Origin of the sequence: Lwoffella lincolnii (genome assembly GCF_002014765.1) — a bacterium.
Taxonomy (GTDB): Bacteria; Pseudomonadota; Gammaproteobacteria; order Pseudomonadales; family Moraxellaceae; genus Psychrobacter; species Psychrobacter lincolnii.
Genome location: NZ_MUYT01000004.1, coordinates 397,705 through 419,151 on the forward strand (window position 1 = coordinate 397,705; position 21,447 = coordinate 419,151).

Here is a 21,447-nt window from a genome sequence, read left to right on the forward strand (position 1 = left end):
TATTAACTTTAATTGATATTAACTTTAATTTGCATTGACTTGCAATGAGACAGTTGGATTGACAAATTTTTCGCCGTGTATCAGTTTATCATACATCAACGGGTCGCTCCATTCGGCTTTAACCGCATCACTAAAGTCAAAATCAGTCAACCTTAGCTCGCCCATTTGTGCGTTTAACACATCATCTTCAAAACATTGGGCATAACCAGTGGCGGTTTCATGGGCAATCACCGAATACACTGACACATCAGCTTCACCGTTTTGCATGTGGGTTTGTTCTAATATCTGTTTTACCCAAAAAAATATCACTCGGCTAAACTGCTCTGCTGATGGCGACACAGGCAGGCTTACCCAACGATTGCTAAATTTTTTGCAAGCATCGATATAGTCTGAATCGTCTTTATTCCAAAAACAAATGGCATGGTCAAAACTGTCAATGATGTCCTTGATGGACGATTTTAATAAACCAAAATCATACACCATCTGCCCATGGTCAAGGCGATGGGCTTGTAAAATCAATTCAATCTGATAACTATGCCCATGAATGGAATATTTACACCGCTCTGAGCTACAGTTTCGCACAATGTGGGCATTTTCAAATTTAAACAGTTTTCGGATACGCATGATTCTTCTCTATTTTAATTGACCTGATTACTTATTAATCTTAAGTGCATTATCATGATGACATTGTCATTATCACACTGTCATTTATCATCACACTGTCATTGTGCATTTATCGCTTTAGTAAAAAAATCACTCACCATTCGGTATTGGCTGGCAGTGGAGTCTTCTTGATACATCACATCACGAAACGCATTGGCATTGGGAATGCCTGTGGTGTACCAAGCAATGTGCTTACGAGCGATGCGACAGCCTGAATATTCACCATAGAAGCCATACAGCTCTTGTAAGTGAGTCAGCACGGTATCACGAATGACGCTCAGGCTAGGGGCAGTTGGCATCGTACCATGGCTTAGATAGTGATGAATGTCAGCAAATATCCAAGGGTTACCTTGGGCTGCTCTGCCTATCATAATGGCATCGCATCTTGTTTGTTCAAAAACTTGTAATGCTTTTTTAGGGCTGTCAATATCACCATTGGCAATCACAGGAATGCTTAGGCTATCTTTAACTTGCTTTATCAGCTCATAACGAGCATGACCAAGATACTTATCTTCACGAGTACGCCCATGAATGGCAATGGCAGCAATGCCTGCTTGCTGAGCCAATTGTGCCACCTGCATGATGTTTTCTTGCCCATTGGCATAGCCAAGGCGAGTTTTTAAAGTCACTGGTACATTAGACTTTTGTGCTGTATTAACCACAGCGTCCAGCAGTCGTTTAACAAGGTTTTCATCTTGTAACAGTGCTGACCCTGCCATTTTCTGACACACCTTTTTGGCAGGGCAACCCATGTTAATATCCACGATTTGAGCCCCATTATCAATCTGAAACTGGGTGGCATCAGCCAGTTTATCAGGGTCTGCCCCTGCAATTTGGGCAGATATGGGAGCAATTTCACCGTTAAAGTTCGCACGATATAAAGATTTTTTACGAGCGTATAAAGCAGTATCTGCGATGATCATTTCACTGACCGCATGTCCTGCTCCAAAAGATTTACACAAACGGCGAAATGGGTTATCTGTCACGCCAGCCATTGGGGCAACAATCAAACGATTATCTATGGTTTGATTGTGAATATTTAAGGGAGTCAGTAAAAGATGTGGGGTTAACTGCTTAACAGACACAGATGTCATTTATCAAATATCGAAGTCATTAAATACTTATGAAACATACACACAGTACACACTTAAAGGGCTTATCTTAACACATTGTTTTTATGTATGCGTTGCCTTTTTAAATCATAAGCATTTAAAAAATGAGCAGAATTTTGCTATTTTTTGCTATTTATTGGCAATTCATATATGCTATGCTGATGGCATCATTGTCTGATATCTAAACATTAACCAAATCATAAAAGGCACACCATGTTTGACATCAAATCCTTGTTTACTGAAACCGTCGAAAAAATTGTTGAAAAAAAAATCTTGGACGTCGATGATTATGTGTTTATGCCTGAACGCTTTGACATCACCACCAATGGCGGTAAGTTAAGCTGTGTGCTAAACACCACAGGTCGGGTGGATTTTTTTTATAGCAAAGGTGGCATCACTGAAGTGAAATCTGCCATTCGTAAAAATCCGTTCACGTCCTTTGAGCAAGAGTTGGCTTATGGGGTCTATGATGACATTGTTGAAGATTTAATCACAACAGTAGATAAAATCATCTCGGGCAAATCCAAATATTTTTATAAAAAAGTGTTGCCCAGCCAGCCCTAACACACATCAATCCTAAATAGATTCAATCGCATCAGCAAGCTGTCTTGCCAGTTGTGCCAAGCTGTCAGCGTCGGCTTGTTCTCCTGCGTGTTTACCAAGCTTATGAACATGGGTGGGAATTAGGTGTGTGTGGTAATGAAAGACACTTTGACCTGCTTGTTCGCCATTTAACTGCATTTGTACAATGCCTGTGCATTTAAGCACTTGCCGTTGGGCTTTCATGACTTTTTTGGCTGTTTTTATCACCGCCAAGGCATCATCTGCTGGTAAATCAGTCAACTCAGTTGCTTGACATTTAGGAATGATAAGCACATGTCCGTAAGCTTGTGGCATCACGTCCATAAATGCCAGTGTTTTATCATCTTCATAGACGGTGTGATTGGGAATGTCACCACGTAGAATTTTTGCAAAAATATTGTCATCATCATAAACTGGCATGATATTATCCTTTTTTTGTGTCATGATTTCACGTTAAAACCATTTCACGTTAAAATTGCTTTACGTTCATGTTTTTACGTTAAATATGTTTTTACGTTAAATATGAAATGGTTCATGTCTCACATGGGGTATTTGACGTTGAGTCATTTAAGACTCACAAAATCATACCACCAAATCAATCAGATGTTTACCCTTTTATTCATAAACTTATCATAACCTTAAATTCACACAATGAATGCCATAATCACAACCACCAATAAAACCGCAACCACCGATGAAACTGTCAGTAAACACGCCAGTGAATTGGGTCATGATTTATTGTCATTGCTATTAATCCCACAGATACCTTGGCAAGTGCATAATTGTAAAGTCACAGAACGCATCTGCCATCAACATGGGACATTGCCATTTTTGTATCATTATGACCGATTAGACGATGAGCAAAAACAACAGTATCCACTCACCCCTGCTTTATTAAGCCAGTTTAATCAACCCATGACAGCAGATGATGCCAAACAGTTGTTGGCAAATACACATGGCATTCACGATGACATCAGTGATATTAACAGCGGCGACATTAGCCACATGTTCAACATTGTCAATCCTTGGTTTGTGCGTGTCGCAGGCTCAGCGGTCTTATATCAGCCAGAGTTATTATTGGCATTACGCCTACATTGGCAGAGTAGCACTCAACCGTTACAACCCATCTATTGCCAAGAACAAGACACCGCCTTAAGGCTTGCCATTGATGGCTGGTCATTGTATGGTCGGGTTGATGTGTTGTATCAAGGCAATCTGCCGTTAAGTCTGAATATGACATCTGGTGAGGGTGATACGCTAAGCCATCTGATTCCCAAGTCAGGGGCATATCAGCTGCTGCCCACACATTATGCCATCAGCTTATTAACCGAACTTAACGAAAACCTGAACGCCTTGTTTATGTTAGACAATGCCATCAAAACCAACGTGTTATGAATGACAATATTGTCATTCTCCACATTATTCACATTCACATTCATATTCACATTATTTAGATTATCCACATTCACCCCATTAACAGGATTAACACAGGATTAACGCCATGACTGATGACAACAAGACACATGCCATTGACTATCGCTCAAAAACTTCCACCGCAGGTCGCAACATGGCAGGGGCTAGGGCTTTGTGGCGTGCCACTGGCATGACCGATGCCGATTTTCAAAAACCCATCATCGCCATTGCCAATTCCTTTACCCAATTTGTTCCGGGGCATGTGCATCTTAAAGACATGGGGCAATTGGTCGCTCGTGAGATTGAAAAGGCGGGCGGGGTGGCAAAAGAGTTTAATACCATCGCTGTTGATGATGGCATTGCCATGGGGCATTCAGGCATGCTTTATAGCTTACCAAGCCGTGATTTGATTGCTGACAGCGTAGAATATATGGTCAATGCCCATTGTGCTGATGCTTTGGTGTGTATCAGTAATTGCGATAAAATCACCCCTGGTATGTTGATGGCGGCGATGCGTCTTAATATTCCAACAATTTTTGTCTCAGGCGGGCCGATGGAAGCTGGCAAAGTACTCGCCAGCACTTTGGTTGATGGCAGTAATGTGCATGAAACGGTGGTCAATGACCAAGGGCAATCCATTCGCAAACTTGACCTTGTTGATGCCATGATTGACGCAGCAGATGATTTGGTCAGTGATGGTGATGTGCAAACGGTAGAAAACTCGGCCTGCCCCACTTGTGGCTCTTGCTCAGGCATGTTTACCGCCAATTCCATGAACTGTTTGACCGAAGCGTTGGGGTTGTCATTGCCCGGTAATGGCTCACTGCTGGCAACACATGCCAAGCGTCAAGAGCTGTTTTTAAAGGCGGGGCGAATGATTGTTGAGATTACTAAGCGTCATTATGAACAGGGTGATGACAGCGTTTTGCCACGCTCAATTGCCACCAAATCCGCCTTTGAAAACGCCATGAGCTTAGACATCGCCATGGGCGGATCAACCAATACCATTTTGCATCTGCTGGCAGCAGCCAATGAAGCGGGCGTGGCATTTAAGATGGCAGACATTGACCGTCTGTCTCGCTTGGTGCCTTGCCTATCAAAGGTTGCCCCTGCCACCCAAAAATACCACATGGAAGATGTGCATCGTGCTGGCGGTGTGATGGGCATATTGGCAGAGCTTGACCGTGCAGGATTATTAGATACCAGCCTGCCCACCGTACATAGCCCCACCCTAAAAGACGCATTGGCAACTTGGGATGTGATGAATCCTGATAATACGCAAGCTCGTGCTTTATACATTGCCGCCCCAGGTGGCGTACGCACCACCCAAGCCTTTAGCCAAAACAAAGAGTATCCAAATCTTGACTTAAACCGTGAAAGTGGCTGTATCCGTGATGTGAAACATGCCTATTCACAAGATGGCGGTTTGGCGGTGTTATTTGGCAACATTGCTGAGCGTGGTTGTGTGGTAAAAACCGCAGGTGTCGATGACAGCATTTTGACATTCACAGGCAAGGCGCGTGTGTTTGAAAGCCAAGATGACGCCGTTGAAGCCATTTTGGCAGACCAAATCATTGCAGGTGATATTGTCATCATTCGTTATGAAGGCCCAAAAGGCGGTCCGGGCATGCAAGAGATGCTCTACCCCACCAGCTACCTAAAGTCTAAAGGGTTGGGTAAAGCGTGTGCATTATTGACTGATGGGCGTTTTTCAGGTGGCACATCAGGCTTATCCATTGGACATGCCAGCCCAGAGGCCGCTGAAGGGGGTGCGATTGGTTTGGTAGAAGACGGCGACACCATTCATATTGACATTCCCAACCGCACCATCAACTTGGCGGTTGACCCCGCAGAGCTTCAAAAACGCCGTGAAGCGATGCAAGCGCGTGGCAAACATGCGTGGAAGCCTACCAATCGCATTCGCCATGTGTCCCAAGCCTTGCGTGCCTATGCAGCAATGACCACCAGTGCTGACACAGGGGCGGTCAGAGATGTCAGTCAGGTGGAGAGATGACATGATGGTTACCTAATTATTACATTGGTGGTTTTACAGTCACGAAATAAAAAATATTGCCCTAATGTTAGGGCAATATTAATCATACCATTTTTAACTTACCCCACTTCAACTTACCCAATTACCCGACAAGATTAAGAAACTGGATATGGATAGACTTTCAATTCTCCAGTAGTAGGCAAATCTATCCATTGACCTAACACCAAATGGTTGGCTTTATTTTTTGGTAAAGCATAAAACTGCAACGGTACGTCAGGTAAATTGAGCATTTGCACTGATGATTTTGCTTTGTCAGACAACGGAATGCCATATACAGTGTATAGATGTTTTAAATCATAGCCTAAAATGACTGAGCTTAATATATAATCCAGTTCGGGATTGCTAAAATCACTTTTATCATACGCACCAAGACCAAAGGCTTTTTTATCCGCCATACTGGCCTTACTTAAATCCATTTTCCCCACCAAACGGTCGCCAATGCTCAACAAAGCAAAGTATGAAAATACACCATTGCTATCAGGCTTGGCTTTTTTATCAATAAGCTTGGTAAATAAAAATGCCTGTTGCATTAAAAAAGCTCGTTTGCCGTTGTTATTTTGATAGCCATCACCATCCCAGATATTTTTTTCCACCAGCTTTCGAAGTGCTTCATCTGTCAATTTCATCTTTCTGGCATTGTTTATCTGTTGATAAATCTGCCAATGGGCAAAGTTATCAGCTTTATGTGTATTTTCTATTCCCAAGCCCTCAAACTGTCTTAATTCACTCAAACCTGCCAAATGATTGTTATCACATTCCACCAAGCAACCAATCGTCTTGCCCGTATGAGAACTTTTGAATGCCACAGTCATGGTTCTTTGTACCGTATTATGCCCAAGCTCATGAGCATATCCCCATCCAAAATTGATGGCAGCATAACCATCAATTGGTTGACCTGAGCATAAAAAGCCACACTGAGCCACATAACCGACAAAGTGCTGAATGTCTTTAGGATTATGCACATTGCCAGTACAGTCCCAGCCCAACTGTTGACAACGTTGGGTAGTAATGGAGCTAAGTGGTTGGTTATTGTAACCTAATGCCAATTGGTTACTAGTAAAGATGTAATTTTGAATATTATCAACATAATTTTTTACCGATTTTTTGCCAATGGCTTTCTTGGCATAACCAATTGTCTGCTGAATCTCACCGCCATTTAGCTTGATGGTATTCCAACCAAAACGACCATCTGCCAATGCTTGATCTGCTTGAGCAATTTGAGCAGTGGTCATCGGCTTGGTGTAATCATAGTGAGCGTATTTAGCAACCCCCTTAACTTTTAAGGTGATGGTTTGATTGGCTTTTGCCCTATCGTATTTTAGTACCAAAGGCCCACCATATGGACTGCTAAATTGTACAGTACCTAAAGTACTCATGGCATGATAATTTAGTGGAATGCTGGGGCTATTAGGTTTAAGCGGTCTGACATAACCATTAAACGGTGAGCCATTAGCACGAATAAAACTGGTCTGCACCGCAAGCCTTGCTCCATTAGCATTAACCACTTGTATTTGAACAGGTTTACCCATGATGCTAGCACGTCCAATCATGGTATAACCTGAGTCCTGTGGTAAGGTGATGTCAATGGTCTCCCAATCTGTACTTACCGCAATATCTTTGGCAGCAGCTGGCATGTACTCACCTGCTCCCTTGATAACAGGAGTTTGATGTTCTCTAAGATAATCAACCCATGTATCTGCCAAATAAGTCTGCATAAATATTTGGGCATTCTTGGGCTTTTGACCTTGATAGGTGGCACTGGTCCGATAGCTGTCTGACAATAATACAAGCTTTCGCCATAAGGATTCTGAGCGGTTACTGACTTTACTGCCATTATTATCAGTAAAGATACTTTGTCCCAGTCGGTTAAGTGATGAAAGATGGTTAATACTCAAGGCAGTAACGATAGGGTGATTAGCATTAACCACACTGCTATCTTTACCCTCTGCAATGTCAATGGCTTGGGATAATCTGTTTAGAGAATCAATTTTTTGCCAAAAATCATTAATACTGCTTTGTGAACTCTTCAGCTCTGCTGGCGAACGAAAATAATTGCCTGCATAATCATCAGAACCATACCCTAGTGTTTTACCTAATGCCACCGCTGATGAGCCTTGATTCCAGTTATTGCCTAAATACAATACACCTTTACCTTTCTTCATCAGCATTTGACTGAGGGTCGCCCCATGCGTGATACTCTCATTACCATGACCAAAAACCACCACATCTGCTTGCGATAAGCAAGCATCTGTTAACTCCCGACAAGTTACCACAGTGGCAGAGACATTATCTAAACCATCAAGATAAGCTTTAAATTGTTTGATGTCATAGTTAACACCAGCAATTTTAAGCTTGATGGGACGGTTCTTATCCACATGACCTGTCGCTAACCAACGCATGGCATTATCCAAAATAGGGCGATGTTGAGTATGTTGCCCTTGATTTACTGCCGAAATAATGTCGGTGGCATAGCTTAAACCACGCCCATCATAAGCAGTTGATAACATTGCCAAATTAAGCCCCTTAGAACCTTGCAGTAAAGGAATGACAACTGCAGAATTGGTTGGATAAAATGGCACAGTACGATTGGTAAGTTGCAACGTCTGGTCTAACGGCTGGCTATCGGCAGTAAGTATTTGATTTAGAATGTTTTTTTGGTCATTTCTGATGGCGTTTAAAGATTCTTTGATATCAGCTATCAACACCACTCGATCTTGAGCTTGCAAGATGCTGGCATCACCTGTTTTCAAGGCATTTGCTATGCGAGTGGCAGATGTGGTAGTAGGAACAGTAACTATGGGCTTAGTTGGAGTTACTGACTTAACCGGATTTTTTGGGGTCGTGGGCTTGGTTATGATTTTACCATCTGTTTTACTTTCAATGGGCGTTGTAGCTTCTTGTTTTCTAAGATTGGTTGATGCATGAGTTGATATGGTTTCTTCTGTAGACTTTACAGATTTTGATGAACTGTCATCACCACAACCAACGGCAGATAAACTCAGTACAGCAACCACCGATAACGATATTTTTTTTTGAGCAAACAACATAGGTAACATGGTCAATTTCCAAAAACCAGCCGATAAATATCGGTACATTTAAATAGATAATCAATAAATTTTCATGCTTAAAATATGTTAATAAAATTAAACATTTTTCAATCAGTAGTAATTATAAGATGAAGATATATTTTTAGAATAAAAAAGATGACATAACATCATAACCAAGTTATGAACGGTTAACAAAGCTTACAGAATCCATCATGACCATATTTATGATTTTACTCGTCATCTGTCGCCATCATTCACCATTGGCATGATATAATGGCATCATTTTTTACCCTTGTATTTATCCTTGTTGTATCTTAGGAGAGCCTTGTGAGCCAACCATCATCTTCTGCCACTCAAATGACATCAGCACAAATTCGCCAAGCCTTTATTGACTTTTTTGTCTCAAAACAGCATGCCCATGTCCCCTCATCAAGTCTCATTCCACACAATGACCCCACGCTTTTATTCACCAATGCAGGCATGAATCAGTTTAAAGATACTTTTTTGGGGTTAGAAAAGCGCGACTATGTGCGTGCTGTGTCATCACAAAAGTGCGTGCGTGCTGGCGGTAAGCATAACGACCTTGATAATGTGGGCTACACCGCTCGCCATCATACTTTTTTTGAGATGCTGGGTAATTTTAGTTTTGGTGATTATTTTAAAAAGGACGCCATTGCCTTTGCGTGGGAATTTTTAACCGATGACAAATGGCTTGCCCTGCCAAAAGACCGTCTTTATGTGACTGTTTATCACACCGATGATGAAGCCTTTGACATTTGGCACAAAGACATCGGTCTGCCCCAAGAGCGTATCATTGCCATTGGCGATAATAAAGGCGGGGCATACCAGTCCGATAACTTTTGGATGATGGGGGACACAGGCCCTTGTGGCCCTTGCACAGAGATTTTTTATGACCATGGTGAGCATATTTGGGGCGGTCTGCCCGGCACGCCCAACGAAGATGGCGACCGCTATATTGAGATTTGGAACTGCGTCTTTATGCAGTTTAACCGCCAAAAAGATGGCATAATGCAGCCGCTGCCCAAGCCATCGGTTGATACAGGCATGGGGCTTGAACGCATCAGTGCCATCATGCAAGGGGTGCATGGCAATTATGAGACTGATATTTTTACCAAGCTGATGACAAAGGCGGTCAACATCATTGGCTTGCCAACCGACACCGACATTCAAAATGAGCCATCTTTAAAGGTACTTGCTGACCACATTCGTTCGGTGGCGTTTTTGATTGCTGATGGGGTTATCCCAAGCAATGAAGGGCGTGGCTATGTGTTGCGTCGCATCATTCGCCGTGCGGTGCGTCATGGCAACAAACTTGGGGCAACAGATGCGTTCTTTTATCAGCTGGTTCACCCACTTGCTGACATCATGGGCGATGCCTACCCCCAACTGCGTCATGAACAGCACAAAATTGAACAAGCAATTTTAAAAGAAGAAGAACAATTTGCCAAAACATTATCGCAAGGGCTAAAACTGCTGTCGCAAGAATTGGACAGCTTGCAACAAGGCGATGTCTTAGCAGGTGAAACGGTGTTTAAGTTATATGACACCTATGGCTTTCCTGCGGATTTGACAGCGGACATTGTGCGTGAAAAAGGCATCACCATTGACGAGGCGGGCTTTGAGATGAGCATGGCAGAGCAACGCACAAGAGCGCGTGAAGCAGGCAAATTTGCCATGGATTATCACGCTCTCATTCAAGTAGACAGTGCCACCGAATTTTTGGGCTATGAACGGCTTGATAATGACAGCACCGTGATTCATCTTTATCAAGATGGCAAGGCTACCGATACGCTGGCAGAAGGTGATGAGGGCGTGTTAATCCTTGATAAAACCCCATTTTATGCCGAAAGTGGCGGACAGGTGGGTGAGCTTGGCGAAATCAGCACCGAATCTGGCGTATTTGATGTGTTAGACACCCAAAAATCAGGACAAGCCATCATTCATCATGGGGTGGTAAAAATGGGGCATATTAACCGCAACCAGTCAGCGACCGCTCAGGTGGCAAGTCAGGTGCGTGCGTCCAGTGCCAAAAACCATTCCGCCACTCATTTGCTACACGCCGCTTTACGCACCATATTGGGCGATGGGGTTAGCCAAAAAGGCTCAATGGTGAGCAGCGATTTGCTTCGTTTTGATTTTTCATATGACAAACCATTGACCGAACAAAACATCAACCAAATTGAAACCATGGTAAACCAACAAATATTGGCCAATACCCCTGCCCATGTTGAGATTTTGGACATTGACAGTGCCAAAAACAAAGGGGCGATGATGCTCTTTGGCGAAAAATACGGCGATACGGTGCGTGTGCTGTCCATGGGTACAACCGATAAAGATGGCAAACCATTTTCCATTGAGCTTTGTGGCGGTCTGCATGTGACTCGTACAGGAGATATTGGGCTGTTTAAAATCGTAAGCGAACAAGGCATTTCAGCAGGCGTTCGCCGCATAGAAGCCGTTACTGGCATGGGAGCGGTTAATTATGTGCAACAAGGCGATAAGCAATTAAACCAACTTGCCAATCAGTTTAAAGCCAAACGCCATGAAATCGCCCAGCGTGTGGCACAGTTGAGCGACAAAAACCGTCATCTGGAAAAACAAATTGAACAGCTAAACCAAAAACTTGCCAGCTTACACGCCAAGTCATTGACGGACAACCTAAAAGATATCCATGGTCAAAAAGTGCTGATTGCCACGGTCAACGGCATGGATAATAAAACATTACGCACCTTATCAGATGACATGAAATCAAAACTGGCTGATGGCATTGTGATACTGGCAAGCGTCTATACGGCAGACGGTGAAGACAAAATCGCCATGACCGCAAGCGTGGGCAAACACTTAACAGGCAAAATCAAGGCAGGCGACATCATCAAGCACCTAAGCGAAAACTTAGGCGGCAAAGGCGGCGGCAAACCAGACTTTGCCCAAGGGGGTGCAACCGATGTGGCGAACCTGCCAAAGCTGATGACTGGCTTGACAGATTGGATTGGGGAGAAATTGGGTTAATGGCTTAAGAGCATAACAACCTTAATGCACACGATGATAAGTGATAAAAACTTAGAACCTGTATTCACAACATCACGCTTTAAAGTTTTGTTTTAAGATTTGCCAATATATTTTTGCTTTTGCATGACCCCTTTATAACTTGGGGGCTAAATCTTGCTTTTCTGCGTCAAAAACTTGCTTGATAGAATGACCATCAACCTGCGTTTTTTCCTTGAAAATCTGGCGATTTATCACATTTTTCATCGCAAAAATATTGTGAATACAGGTTCTTAAATCGTGTACAAAACAAGCCAAACATAGAATTCTGATTTGGTTTTTTGTTAACTTTAGTTGGGTAATGATTTGACATTGGTTTGGCAAAGGAAATGCTATGAATGGTGTTTTGGCTCATTTATTTGATTTTGATTTAGACGTTGTCATCACCCATACAGTGCAGATGGTGATTGCTTTTGTGCTGGTGTTGCCCATTGGCTATCATCGTGAAAACAGCTCACAAAGCATCGGTCTGCGAACTTTTCCATTGGTCAGTCTTGCCAGTTGTGGATTTACGTTAATTGGCTTAGAGTTGCTCATTGGTCAAGACGATGGTGCTGCTGGCGAAATCCTTGGTGGTGTCATCGGTGGTGTGGTAACAGGCATTGGTTTTATTGGTGGTGGGGCAATTTTAAAACAAGATGGCATGGTTGAAGGCACATCAACAGCGGCAGCGATTTGGTCAGCTGGTTGTATTGGCGTATCCGTTGCCATGGGACGATTGGAGCTTGCTGTCATATTAAGTGTGTTTACATTCTTGGTTTTTTATTTTGTCAGTCCACTAAAATCTAATTTGGAAGATAATAAAGATGGTGTTTGATAAATTCACATTACGAAAATCACGGTCAAAGCCATTCAATAAATGGGCTATTAACAATTAAAAAACGCTTACCGACTGACAATCAAACGTTTTTTTAAAAGAAAAATTTATTGAAAATGTTGACAGTTGGCTAGAATATCAAACATCACAAAAATTTATTTTTGTTGAAACAGTTTGCCATACTGCCACACATAATACGCCACACACACCGCTGAGATGATAATCACAGGCAATGCCAATGCCAAAAATTCATAATGCAAATATAAATACACACCAACCACCCCACCGCCACAAAAGCTATACCAAATCATCGCTTGCAACAGCAACATTTTTTTGTTGATTTGTCTGCCTGCCAGCCAGTTACCTATCGCCGACCCCATGTCAGATGTCAAGCCCGTCAGATGTGTGGTGCGTATCACCGCCCCGCTGTAGGTGGCAACCATGGAATTTTGTAGCCCACATGCCATGGCAGCAAATATTTGCCCTGCCACATGATGCAACAAAAATAACGCCAAACTCACCATCAGTAAGATTGCTTCTATCAGCAATGCCACCCCATACCGTCGCCCTTCTTGCAACGAGTTGCGACCGACAATAAAACCACTCATCACCGAACCAAACAAAAACGCCAACAGCACCGCACATATCATCAGCAAGGTCATATGGTCTTGTTTGGCAAATGCAGACGCAAACAAGGTAACATTACCCGTAACATGCGACACGGACAAATGAGTAAAGCCTATCAATGCCGTGCTGTTGACACAACCCGCATTAAACGCCAACAGACAACCGCCATATAATATCCACTTGGGTAGTTTGTTAATCATAAGCCGTCAAAAATATCAAACCCCACTCGCCTGCCGTTTAAAAAACCGCATCACTGGTTTAATTTGACCAATCAAGCTCACCGCCTCACTTCGCACATATTGCACAGGACGCAACTGGCTGGCAAACAGCCAATTTATCATCGAAAAACTGTGCATCATCATGGCATTGTTGGCGTACCGCTCTCGCTCATAGCGTTGCAGTGTGGCAAATTCTGCCCATAATTTGCCCCCCGACCGCTTAAAGTCTGTTTGCAATACCGCTGTCAATGCCATGATGTCCAGCATACCTAAGTTTAGCCCCTGCCCTGCCAATGGGTGTACACCATGAGCAGAATCACCAACCAGCACAAGATTGGGCTTGGCATAGCCATTGGCGTGTTGAGCAGTCAGTGCAAAGCTGGCAATAGAGTCAATTTGCTCAATGTTGCCCAATTCATAACCACTGGCAAAAGCAAGCTCTTTGGCAAGTTCGATGGGCGATAGCATTAATAAATCAAGAGCCATGTTGGTTGGCAATGTCCAAACCACCGATTGCCAATGATGTGGATTGGCTTGGTCAGTTTTGCTCACATCAGCAAGCGGTAATAATGCCAATGTACCTGTTGGCAACATCAGCTGTCTAGCAGTGGCTTGGTGTGTCTTCTCAGTTTTAATGGCACAACATATGGCGGTTTGTTGATAGTCTAAAACATCTAATCTGATGCCTGCGTGCTGTCGCACAAATGACTGACGCCCATCTGCCCCAATAAGCAGTTTGGCTTGGTGCGTATCACCATTATCAAGGGTGATTTGATGGCCTGCTTGTTCGCCTTGCCATGCCATATCAACGACTTGATGCCCTGCAATGTGGGTCAAAAATGGTTGAACATCGTCATCAGCAAACCCATCATACAAGGATTTTTCTATGATAAATGGCTCAACCATACTTCCCAAGATGTCGGTGTCATCATCATCGGCAAATCTTAGCTCACCTTTGCCATCTTTTTGCCAAACGTGCATTTGGGCATAGTCAACTTTACGTCCACCATGTTCGATGCGTTGCCATGCTCCCACGTCTTTAAGCAGGTTGATGCTGGCAAGGCTTAACGCATAGACACGAGCATCACGTTGGGCAAGCTTTTGTTCCCAATCGGCTTGTGACAGTTTTGGGCGAGCGTCAATGAGAGTAACGGGGTGGCAAGCTTTGGCAAGTTTTAACGCCAAGGTTGCTCCGACAATGCTACCGCCAATGATTAAGGTTGATTGATGATTTTTCATTGTTATGAAACCAAAATACTTTTTTAAAATTTGATGTTGCATAATTTTAAAAAATAATGTCTATTATTTTAGTAGGTCATGTAACGCTAACACTGACACAACCCAAAATGACTGCTTTAACTCTTCAATCCCATTGCAAACGTTGCCACCATGGGCTTGATAAATGGCACTTTGTCAAAGGCAATCAACGCCACGTTACGAGCCAGTTTTAATGCAGGATTTTTAACCGTAAAGCCATACACTACCGCATCACAAAACCATTCAACCCGTTTTTGGTCAGCTTTACGACGTTTTTCATATGCTGATAACATGTGAGAATCAGCAATATCACCGCCACGCATAATTTGTTGATGTATCATCTTAGCTAAGGTATCGGCATCACGCAGACACAGATTAAACCCCTGCCCTGCCACAGGGTGCAAGGTGTGAGCGGCATTACCCATGATGACACAGCGACCTTTCACCTGGCTGTCTGCCAACACTTTGACCAGCGGATATGCCCCACGCTTGCCTGCTTTAATAAACTTGCCTGCCCGACTGCCAAATGACGCTTGAATGGCGTCCAAAAAATATTGCTCATCTGCCAAATAACGCTGTTCTTCTCCTGTTGGACAGACCCACACCACCGAACGGCGATGGCCTTGTTGTCGCTCACGCCCATCGCCATTGGCATCGGTGAGTGGTAACACCGCCACCAAGCCTGCCGATGTAAAGCGTTCAATGGCTTGATGATTGTGCGGTTTGTCAGTCATGACCACGCCAACAATGCCCACTTGGTGATAATCATGCGATGTTGTGCCAATACCCAACAGCTTGCGACTGGGTGAGTGTTGACCATCACAAGCAACCAACAAATCAGCGGTTAACGTTTGGTTGGAATTGTTGTGATTGGGGTTGTTGTGATTGGGGTTGTTGTGTCGGTGAAAGTGAATCGTTACCTCTTTGGGGGTTTGCTCAATGTCAGTTAAAGTCGCCCCATCTAACAGGGTGATGTGTGGGTTGGCTTGTACGGCAAGCAACAATTTTTTGCTCAACCACGCATTTTCCATGACTTGCCCAAAACTTTCTACCCCTTCAGCGTGTTTATCTAAGGTGGCTTTACCAAAACTGCCTTGTTCACTGATTTTGACTTCATCAATACGACAAGCATGACTTTGTAAGTCGTCCCACAGTTTATGGCCATTTTTATGACCATGTTTTTTATGACCATGCAATGTGATGCTTTGATAAATCTGCACGGTACGGCGAGACAATGCCATATTACGGCTGTCAAATTGTTCACGGTCTAAATCTTCATCTGGACTGATGCTTGGGTAGGTATTTTTTTCCAAAACAGTGCTGTGAATGCCTTTATCTGCCAATAATAAGGCAAAGGATAAGCCCACATTGCCCCCACCAATGATGAGTACTGTTTGGGTGCTTAGGCGGTTGTTTTGGGTGCTGTTATCGTCAGTGGTGTCGTTGGTTGCTTGAATGGACATGGGCAGATTTCCGTTATTTATTTCCGTTGTTTATTGAGCATTAGGCATTGGTAAGTGATGCCATTAAAGCATATTATAAATACATCTTAAGCACTTGTGAAATGCTGATAAAAAACACCCGGCAAATGACTTGATTAGTCAGTCATTTATCGCCATTATTGTTTAAATAACCAACTGTTTAAAATAACCAACCTTAACCACATCAACCACATAAGGACAAGCTCTTGACCCATAGCATGACACGAACATTGACATTAGACCAGCTAAATGCCAAACAACTTAAAACTTTGCTGGGCGAATACAATCATCATTTAAAATACATTCAAGACCGTCTGGACATTCAAATCAACCAACGCCAACACACCTTTACGCTCGCAGGTGATTTAAATGCCGTGGAGCGTGGCGAACTGATATTGACCAAACTGGCTCAAGAATCCCAGCACAGTCAACACATCAGTGCCGAAGAATTGCACTTAATTATCCAAACCAGCCTATCTCGTGATGATTTGTCTTATCATGATGACGCATACGATGATGAATTTAATGACAGCGACCTTTTACCCACAAGCGACCTTGCGCCCACAGATGATGCCTCCGACAACCACAATCACAACCACAACAATGGCAAGACAAACAATAAAGACCATGTCCCCATCAAGCTAAAAACTCGTAAGGGCAACATCATTCCCCGTGGGCATAACCAACAACGATATGTCAAACGCATTTTAACGTCTGATGTGTCGTTTGGGGTTGGGCCTGCAGGGACAGGTAAAACGTATCTGGCGGTGGCGTGTGCGGTGGACATGCTAGAGCGAAATGAAATTGAGCGGATTTTACTGGTGCGTCCAGCAGTAGAAGCGGGCGAAAAATTGGGGTTTTTACCAGGCGATTTGACGCAAAAAATCGACCCTTATTTGCGTCCGTTATATGATGCTTTGTATGAGATGATTGGCTTTGAGAAAGTAGGCAAGCTCTTAGAGCGACAGGTGATTGAGGTTGCTCCCCTTGCCTACATGCGTGGGCGAACGCTGAATCATTCGTTTGTGATTTTAGATGAAGCCCAAAACACCACCCCAGAGCAAATGAAAATGTTTTTAACTCGCTTAGGTTTTGGCTCTCGTGCGGTAATCACAGGCGACATTACTCAGGTGGATTTACCAAGAGGGCATCAATCTGGCTTGGCACAAGCCTTACGCATTTTAGCACCCATCAAAGAAATTCACATCACCAAATTTGATTCTAAAGACGTGGTGCGTCATCAGTTGGTGCAAAAGATTGTGGAAGCCTATGATGTCTTTGACGAACAGCAAGAACGTGAACGTGAACAACGTAAAGCCGAACGCCGCCGCCAAAAAGAAGCCGAAGCGATGCAACAAGCTTAGTTGGTTAATAATGCGGTGGACGGTCTGCCAGCAAATCAAATGAAGCGATGCCCGAGTCGACTTGACGTTCTAGATAACCATACAACAGTTGTAGTTGCCTTTGAAGGTCAGTGATTTGCTTATCTTGACGGCTGATGACTTGATTGAGCGTGTCTACCGTCATTTCCAAATGGGCAACGGCGATTTGTAAATCAGTTAGGTCATCGGCTAAAAGAAGGTTGTTGTTCATTTTAATCACACTCTTTTTAATCACACTGTTTTTAATCACACTCTTTTAATCACACTGTCTTTAATCACACTGTTTTTTTTCATCTAAATGATGTTAGTGTAACATGATATAATTGCTTTTTATGTTTACATGACTCTTATGGTTTATTTCTCATACTTATCTTTCTCATACTTAGCTTAAAGCATTTTTTATCTTAGCATTTTGATGGCGATTTTGGCTTATGGCACTGATACATTTAAAAGACATTCATTTGGCGTTTGGCATTGCTCCGATTTTAGATGGGGTGAATTTAAGCATTGATGCAGGGGAACGCCTTTGTCTGATTGGACGCAATGGTGAAGGCAAATCCACATTACTCAAGCTCATTCATGGTGATTTACAACCTGACAGTGGTGAAGTCATCATTAACAATGCAGTGCGTATTGGCATGCTCGAACAAGACGTACCAGAAAATCACGGCAACATTCTAGACATCGTCATGGGCGGTAACAAACAAGCATCTGAGTTATTGACTGATTATCACCACCTATCCCAACAATGTGCAGATGGCAATATGCAGGCGTGTGAACGAATGGCACAGTTACAAAGCCAAATTGATGCGATACATGGTTGGGATTTAGAGCGTCAAGCCAACACGTTGATTACCAACACGGGGCTAAATCCAGATGGTGATATCAGTGAATTATCTGGTGGTCGCAAACGCCGAGTTTTACTTGCTCGTGCATTGGTTACTCGCCCAAATGTGTTGTTGCTTGATGAGCCAACCAACCATTTAGATATTGATAGCATTGAGTGGCTTGAACAGTTTTTATTGGACTGGCAAGGACTGACACTGTTATTCATCACCCACGACAGGCAGTTCGTTGATAAGCTTGCCACTCGCATTGTGGAGCTTGACCGTGGCAAACTGTCCAGCTATGACGTGAGCCAAGGAATCAAAGGCTATGCCCGTTATCAAGAGCTAAAAGAGCAACAGCTGATAGCCGAAGAAAAAGCCTTTGCCAACTTTGATAAAAAACTGGCTCAAGAAGAAGTGTGGATACGCCAAGGCATCAAAGCCCGTCGCACTCGCAACGAAGGGCGTGTTAGAGCATTAAAACAGTTGCGTGAAGAACGCAAACAACGCCGTGATGCAGTCGGACAAGTCAACATCACCATGAACGATGCTGAACAAAGTGGCAAGCTGGTGTGTCATGTTAAAAATTTGCATTTAGAATATGACGGCAACGTGTTGGTAGACAACTTTAACACCACCATCATGCGTGGCGATCGCATCGGCATCATTGGGGCAAATGGTGTGGGTAAAACCACACTCATCAAAGCCATATTGGGCATGAACAATGATGACATCACTCAGACAGGCAGTGTTAAATTGGGGACAAATTTGCAAGTGGCGTTTTTTGACCAGCTCAGAGACCAGCTTGATTTGGAAGCCAGTGTTGCTCAAAACGTCTCTGAAGGCTCAGACCACATCGAAGTTGGTGGTCGCAAAACGCACATCATAAGCTATCTGCAAGATTTTTTGTTTTCCCCTGAGCGTGCCAGAACGCCTGTCAAAGCCCTATCAGGTGGTGAACGCAATCGTGTGTTGCTTGCCAAACAACTGCTCAAACCTGCCAACATTTTAGTATTAGATGAGCCGACGAATGATTTAGACATGCCAACCCTTGAGCTACTAGAAGAATCCGTTGCCAGTTTTAACGGCACATTATTATTAATTAGTCATGACCGTGCTTTTATGGACAATGTGGTTACCAGTACTTGGGTGTTTAGCACCGATGCCAATGGCAACGGTGTGGTACAAGAATATGTGGGTGGTTATCAAGATTATCTGGTGCAAAAACAACGGCAACAATCCGCCATAAAAAATCAACCCAAAGACCAACACACCAAAGACAAGCCCAACAAAACCACAGCCAAACAAACCGCACCCCAACAAGCAAAAGCCAGTCGAAAACTGAGCTATAAAGAGCAGCGAGAGCTAGATGGCTTACCTGCTGAAATTGGTGAGCTTGAGACCGAACAACAACAACTACAAGATAAATTGGCAGATGGCAGTTGGTTTAACACTGACTTGGTTGGGGCAACAAAAGCCAGTGAACGTTTGGCACAGATTGATGAGTTACTGTTAGCAAAACTTGAGCGTTGGGATGAGTTAGAAAGTCATCAAACCATCTGACTTATCTTATCGCTCATGCTTATCTTCTTATCGTTCACGCTTATCTTATCGTCCATATCATCGCCCATCTTTTGGCAACAGCTCACTGATGTCTGTGGGTAAGTCGGTACAGATTAAGGGATAATTAGGGATTTGTAATTGCCATGCGTGTAAGCACAATCGTCTCACGCCAGAGACGTCATGTGGGTTATATTTATCATCACCCAGCAACGCATGCCCCAACTGTGCCAAATGCACCCGTATCTGATGCGTACGTCCTGTTTTTGGTAGGGCTTCGATGAAAGAAACAGGCATCGTTTGACTTGTGTTAGCGTCATTTTTATCATCTGTCGCACTTGCCTGCTTGATGAGTTTAAACCTTTGTTTGACTTTGATTTGCGTTTGACTGGCTTTGGCTTGTGGGTCATCTTGACTGATTCGTACCCGGCGTTCACCATTTGCCAATGTGTAACGAATTAGGGGCAAATCTATCAGCTGTTCATTCAACACCAGATGCCCTGTCACAACACACAGATAATGTTTTTGAATGGTTTTATCTCGTAGGTGCTGTTGTAATTGTTTTAACACAGAGCGTTTTTTTGCCATCATCAACAAGCCTGACGTGTCTTTATCAATGCGATGCACCAGTTCAAGATATTTTTTGCCAGTCACATGACGCATTGCTTCAATCACCCCATAATCTTCACCACCACCGCCATGCACCGCCATGCCAGACGGCTTATCAAGCACCAGCAATCCATCATCTTCATACACCACCCGTTGCATCAAATCTTGGGCAAACTTATCGCTGATGATGGGGACTTCACGGCTGGGCAACCTAACAGGGGCAACACGCACCACATCGCCACGACATAGCCTATCGTGTGGCTTACAGCGTTTATTGTTGATGCGGATTTCATCAGACCGTATCATTTTATACAGGTGCGACTTGGGCAGTCCCTTTAATCGACTGAGCAAAAAATTATCCAAACGTTGTTCATGCTGATGACCAGTCACTTGCAAATAATTGACTTGAGCAAAGTTCTCAATGTCAGCATCGGCACTCATCGGACGGTGCTTTGTGTTGTGGGCATTGTGGGCATTGTGGGTTTTGTGGGTGCGTTGAGAAAATTGTTTGGCTTGATGTTGCTTAGTTTGATGCGGTGATGATGACTTATTCATAAGATTTTTTACAACTTTTATTAGGTGTTTTGCCAAAGATTTGCTATAGTTTACCATGTTGCAAAAATGTGCAGGTAAGTTTTACCACAATTTTTAAAATAAGTTTGAAACAAGGCTGCTTTTAAACAAGGTTTTAAATAAACAAGGTTTCAAAGTTCGCTTGTCAAAATTTATTAGA

The 21,447-nt window shown here is 43.3% G+C and carries 16 protein-coding genes; 7 read left to right on the plus strand and 9 right to left on the minus strand.

The annotated features are described in order from the left end of the window. Window positions 1–24 precede the first annotated feature (24 nt). Both B0682_RS03995 and dusB read right to left on the minus strand, forming a co-directional pair. On the minus strand, window positions 25–624 hold the full coding sequence (locus tag B0682_RS03995; protein WP_078306773.1) for a 6-pyruvoyl trahydropterin synthase family protein: 600 nt from the start codon (window positions 622–624) through the stop codon (window positions 25–27). A gap of 98 nt (window positions 625–722) precedes the next feature. After that, window positions 723–1,757 carry a tRNA dihydrouridine synthase DusB gene (gene dusB / locus B0682_RS04000; protein WP_078306774.1) on the minus strand — a complete coding sequence of 345 codons (1,035 nt, stop codon included), beginning with the start codon at window positions 1,755–1,757 and terminating at the stop codon, window positions 723–725. Window positions 1,758–1,988: 231 nt separating this feature from the next. Between dusB and B0682_RS04005 the strand changes: the two genes are divergently transcribed. Beyond that, window positions 1,989–2,339 (plus strand): hypothetical protein, encoded by a 351-nt coding sequence (locus tag B0682_RS04005; RefSeq protein WP_078306775.1) that lies wholly within the window; start codon window positions 1,989–1,991, stop codon window positions 2,337–2,339. A gap of 12 nt (window positions 2,340–2,351) precedes the next feature. Here the strand turns inward: B0682_RS04005 and B0682_RS04010 are convergent, their stop codons facing one another. Further along, window positions 2,352–2,780: an HIT family protein gene (locus B0682_RS04010; RefSeq protein ID WP_205760102.1), complete on the minus strand. Its 429-nt coding sequence runs from the start codon at window positions 2,778–2,780 to the stop codon at window positions 2,352–2,354. A 228-nt stretch (window positions 2,781–3,008) separates the two neighbouring features. Here B0682_RS04010 and B0682_RS04015 point away from each other — a divergent pair, with 228 nt between their 5' ends. Next, the gene (locus B0682_RS04015; protein ID WP_078306777.1) at window positions 3,009–3,752 is read left to right on the plus strand and encodes a hypothetical protein; all 744 of its coding nucleotides are present in this window, start codon (window positions 3,009–3,011) and stop codon (window positions 3,750–3,752) included. A 133-nt stretch (window positions 3,753–3,885) separates the two neighbouring features. Further along, window positions 3,886–5,784, plus strand: coding sequence for a dihydroxy-acid dehydratase (gene ilvD, locus B0682_RS04020; RefSeq protein WP_078307042.1), 1,899 nt, complete (start codon window positions 3,886–3,888; stop codon window positions 5,782–5,784). Between the two features lie 134 nt (window positions 5,785–5,918). Here ilvD and B0682_RS04025 read toward each other — a convergent pair whose 3' ends face one another. After that, window positions 5,919–8,879, minus strand: coding sequence for an ImpA family metalloprotease (locus B0682_RS04025; protein ID WP_078306778.1), 2,961 nt, complete (start codon window positions 8,877–8,879; stop codon window positions 5,919–5,921). Between the two features lie 348 nt (window positions 8,880–9,227). Between B0682_RS04025 and alaS the strand changes: the two genes are divergently transcribed. Both alaS and B0682_RS04035 read left to right on the plus strand, forming a co-directional pair. Continuing rightward, window positions 9,228–11,900: an alanine--tRNA ligase gene (gene alaS, locus B0682_RS04030; RefSeq protein ID WP_078307044.1), complete on the plus strand. Its 2,673-nt coding sequence runs from the start codon at window positions 9,228–9,230 to the stop codon at window positions 11,898–11,900. A gap of 370 nt (window positions 11,901–12,270) precedes the next feature. Then, the gene (locus tag B0682_RS04035) at window positions 12,271–12,753 is read left to right on the plus strand and encodes an MgtC/SapB family protein (protein WP_078306779.1); all 483 of its coding nucleotides are present in this window, start codon (window positions 12,271–12,273) and stop codon (window positions 12,751–12,753) included. 155 nt (window positions 12,754–12,908) lie between these two features. On the opposite strand, the gene B0682_RS04040 is transcribed toward B0682_RS04035, so the two are convergent. From B0682_RS04040 to B0682_RS04050, 3 genes are all read right to left on the minus strand, one after another. Continuing rightward, window positions 12,909–13,580, minus strand: a complete 672-nt coding sequence (locus B0682_RS04040) for a YoaK family protein (RefSeq protein WP_078306780.1) — start codon at window positions 13,578–13,580, stop codon at window positions 12,909–12,911. A gap of 15 nt (window positions 13,581–13,595) precedes the next feature. After that, window positions 13,596–14,837, minus strand: coding sequence for an FAD-dependent monooxygenase (locus B0682_RS04045; RefSeq protein WP_078307045.1), 1,242 nt, complete (start codon window positions 14,835–14,837; stop codon window positions 13,596–13,598). 116 nt (window positions 14,838–14,953) lie between these two features. After that, window positions 14,954–16,318 carry an FAD-dependent monooxygenase gene (locus B0682_RS04050; protein ID WP_078306781.1) on the minus strand — a complete coding sequence of 455 codons (1,365 nt, stop codon included), beginning with the start codon at window positions 16,316–16,318 and terminating at the stop codon, window positions 14,954–14,956. A 236-nt stretch (window positions 16,319–16,554) separates the two neighbouring features. Between B0682_RS04050 and B0682_RS04055 the strand changes: the two genes are divergently transcribed. Further along, complete coding sequence (locus B0682_RS04055) at window positions 16,555–17,700, plus strand: PhoH family protein (protein ID WP_078306782.1); 1,146 nt, start codon at window positions 16,555–16,557, stop codon at window positions 17,698–17,700. 4 nt (window positions 17,701–17,704) lie between these two features. Here B0682_RS04055 and B0682_RS04060 read toward each other — a convergent pair whose 3' ends face one another. After that, entirely contained in the window at window positions 17,705–17,929 is a 225-nt protein-coding gene (locus B0682_RS04060; RefSeq protein ID WP_078307047.1) for a SlyX family protein, read from the minus strand. 220 nt (window positions 17,930–18,149) lie between these two features. Between B0682_RS04060 and B0682_RS04065 the strand changes: the two genes are divergently transcribed. Then, complete coding sequence (locus B0682_RS04065; RefSeq protein ID WP_078306783.1) at window positions 18,150–20,108, plus strand: ATP-binding cassette domain-containing protein; 1,959 nt, start codon at window positions 18,150–18,152, stop codon at window positions 20,106–20,108. Window positions 20,109–20,165: 57 nt separating this feature from the next. On the opposite strand, the gene B0682_RS04070 is transcribed toward B0682_RS04065, so the two are convergent. Beyond that, window positions 20,166–21,326 (minus strand): RluA family pseudouridine synthase, encoded by a 1,161-nt coding sequence (locus B0682_RS04070; RefSeq protein WP_078306784.1) that lies wholly within the window; start codon window positions 21,324–21,326, stop codon window positions 20,166–20,168. Window positions 21,327–21,447 lie beyond the last annotated feature (121 nt).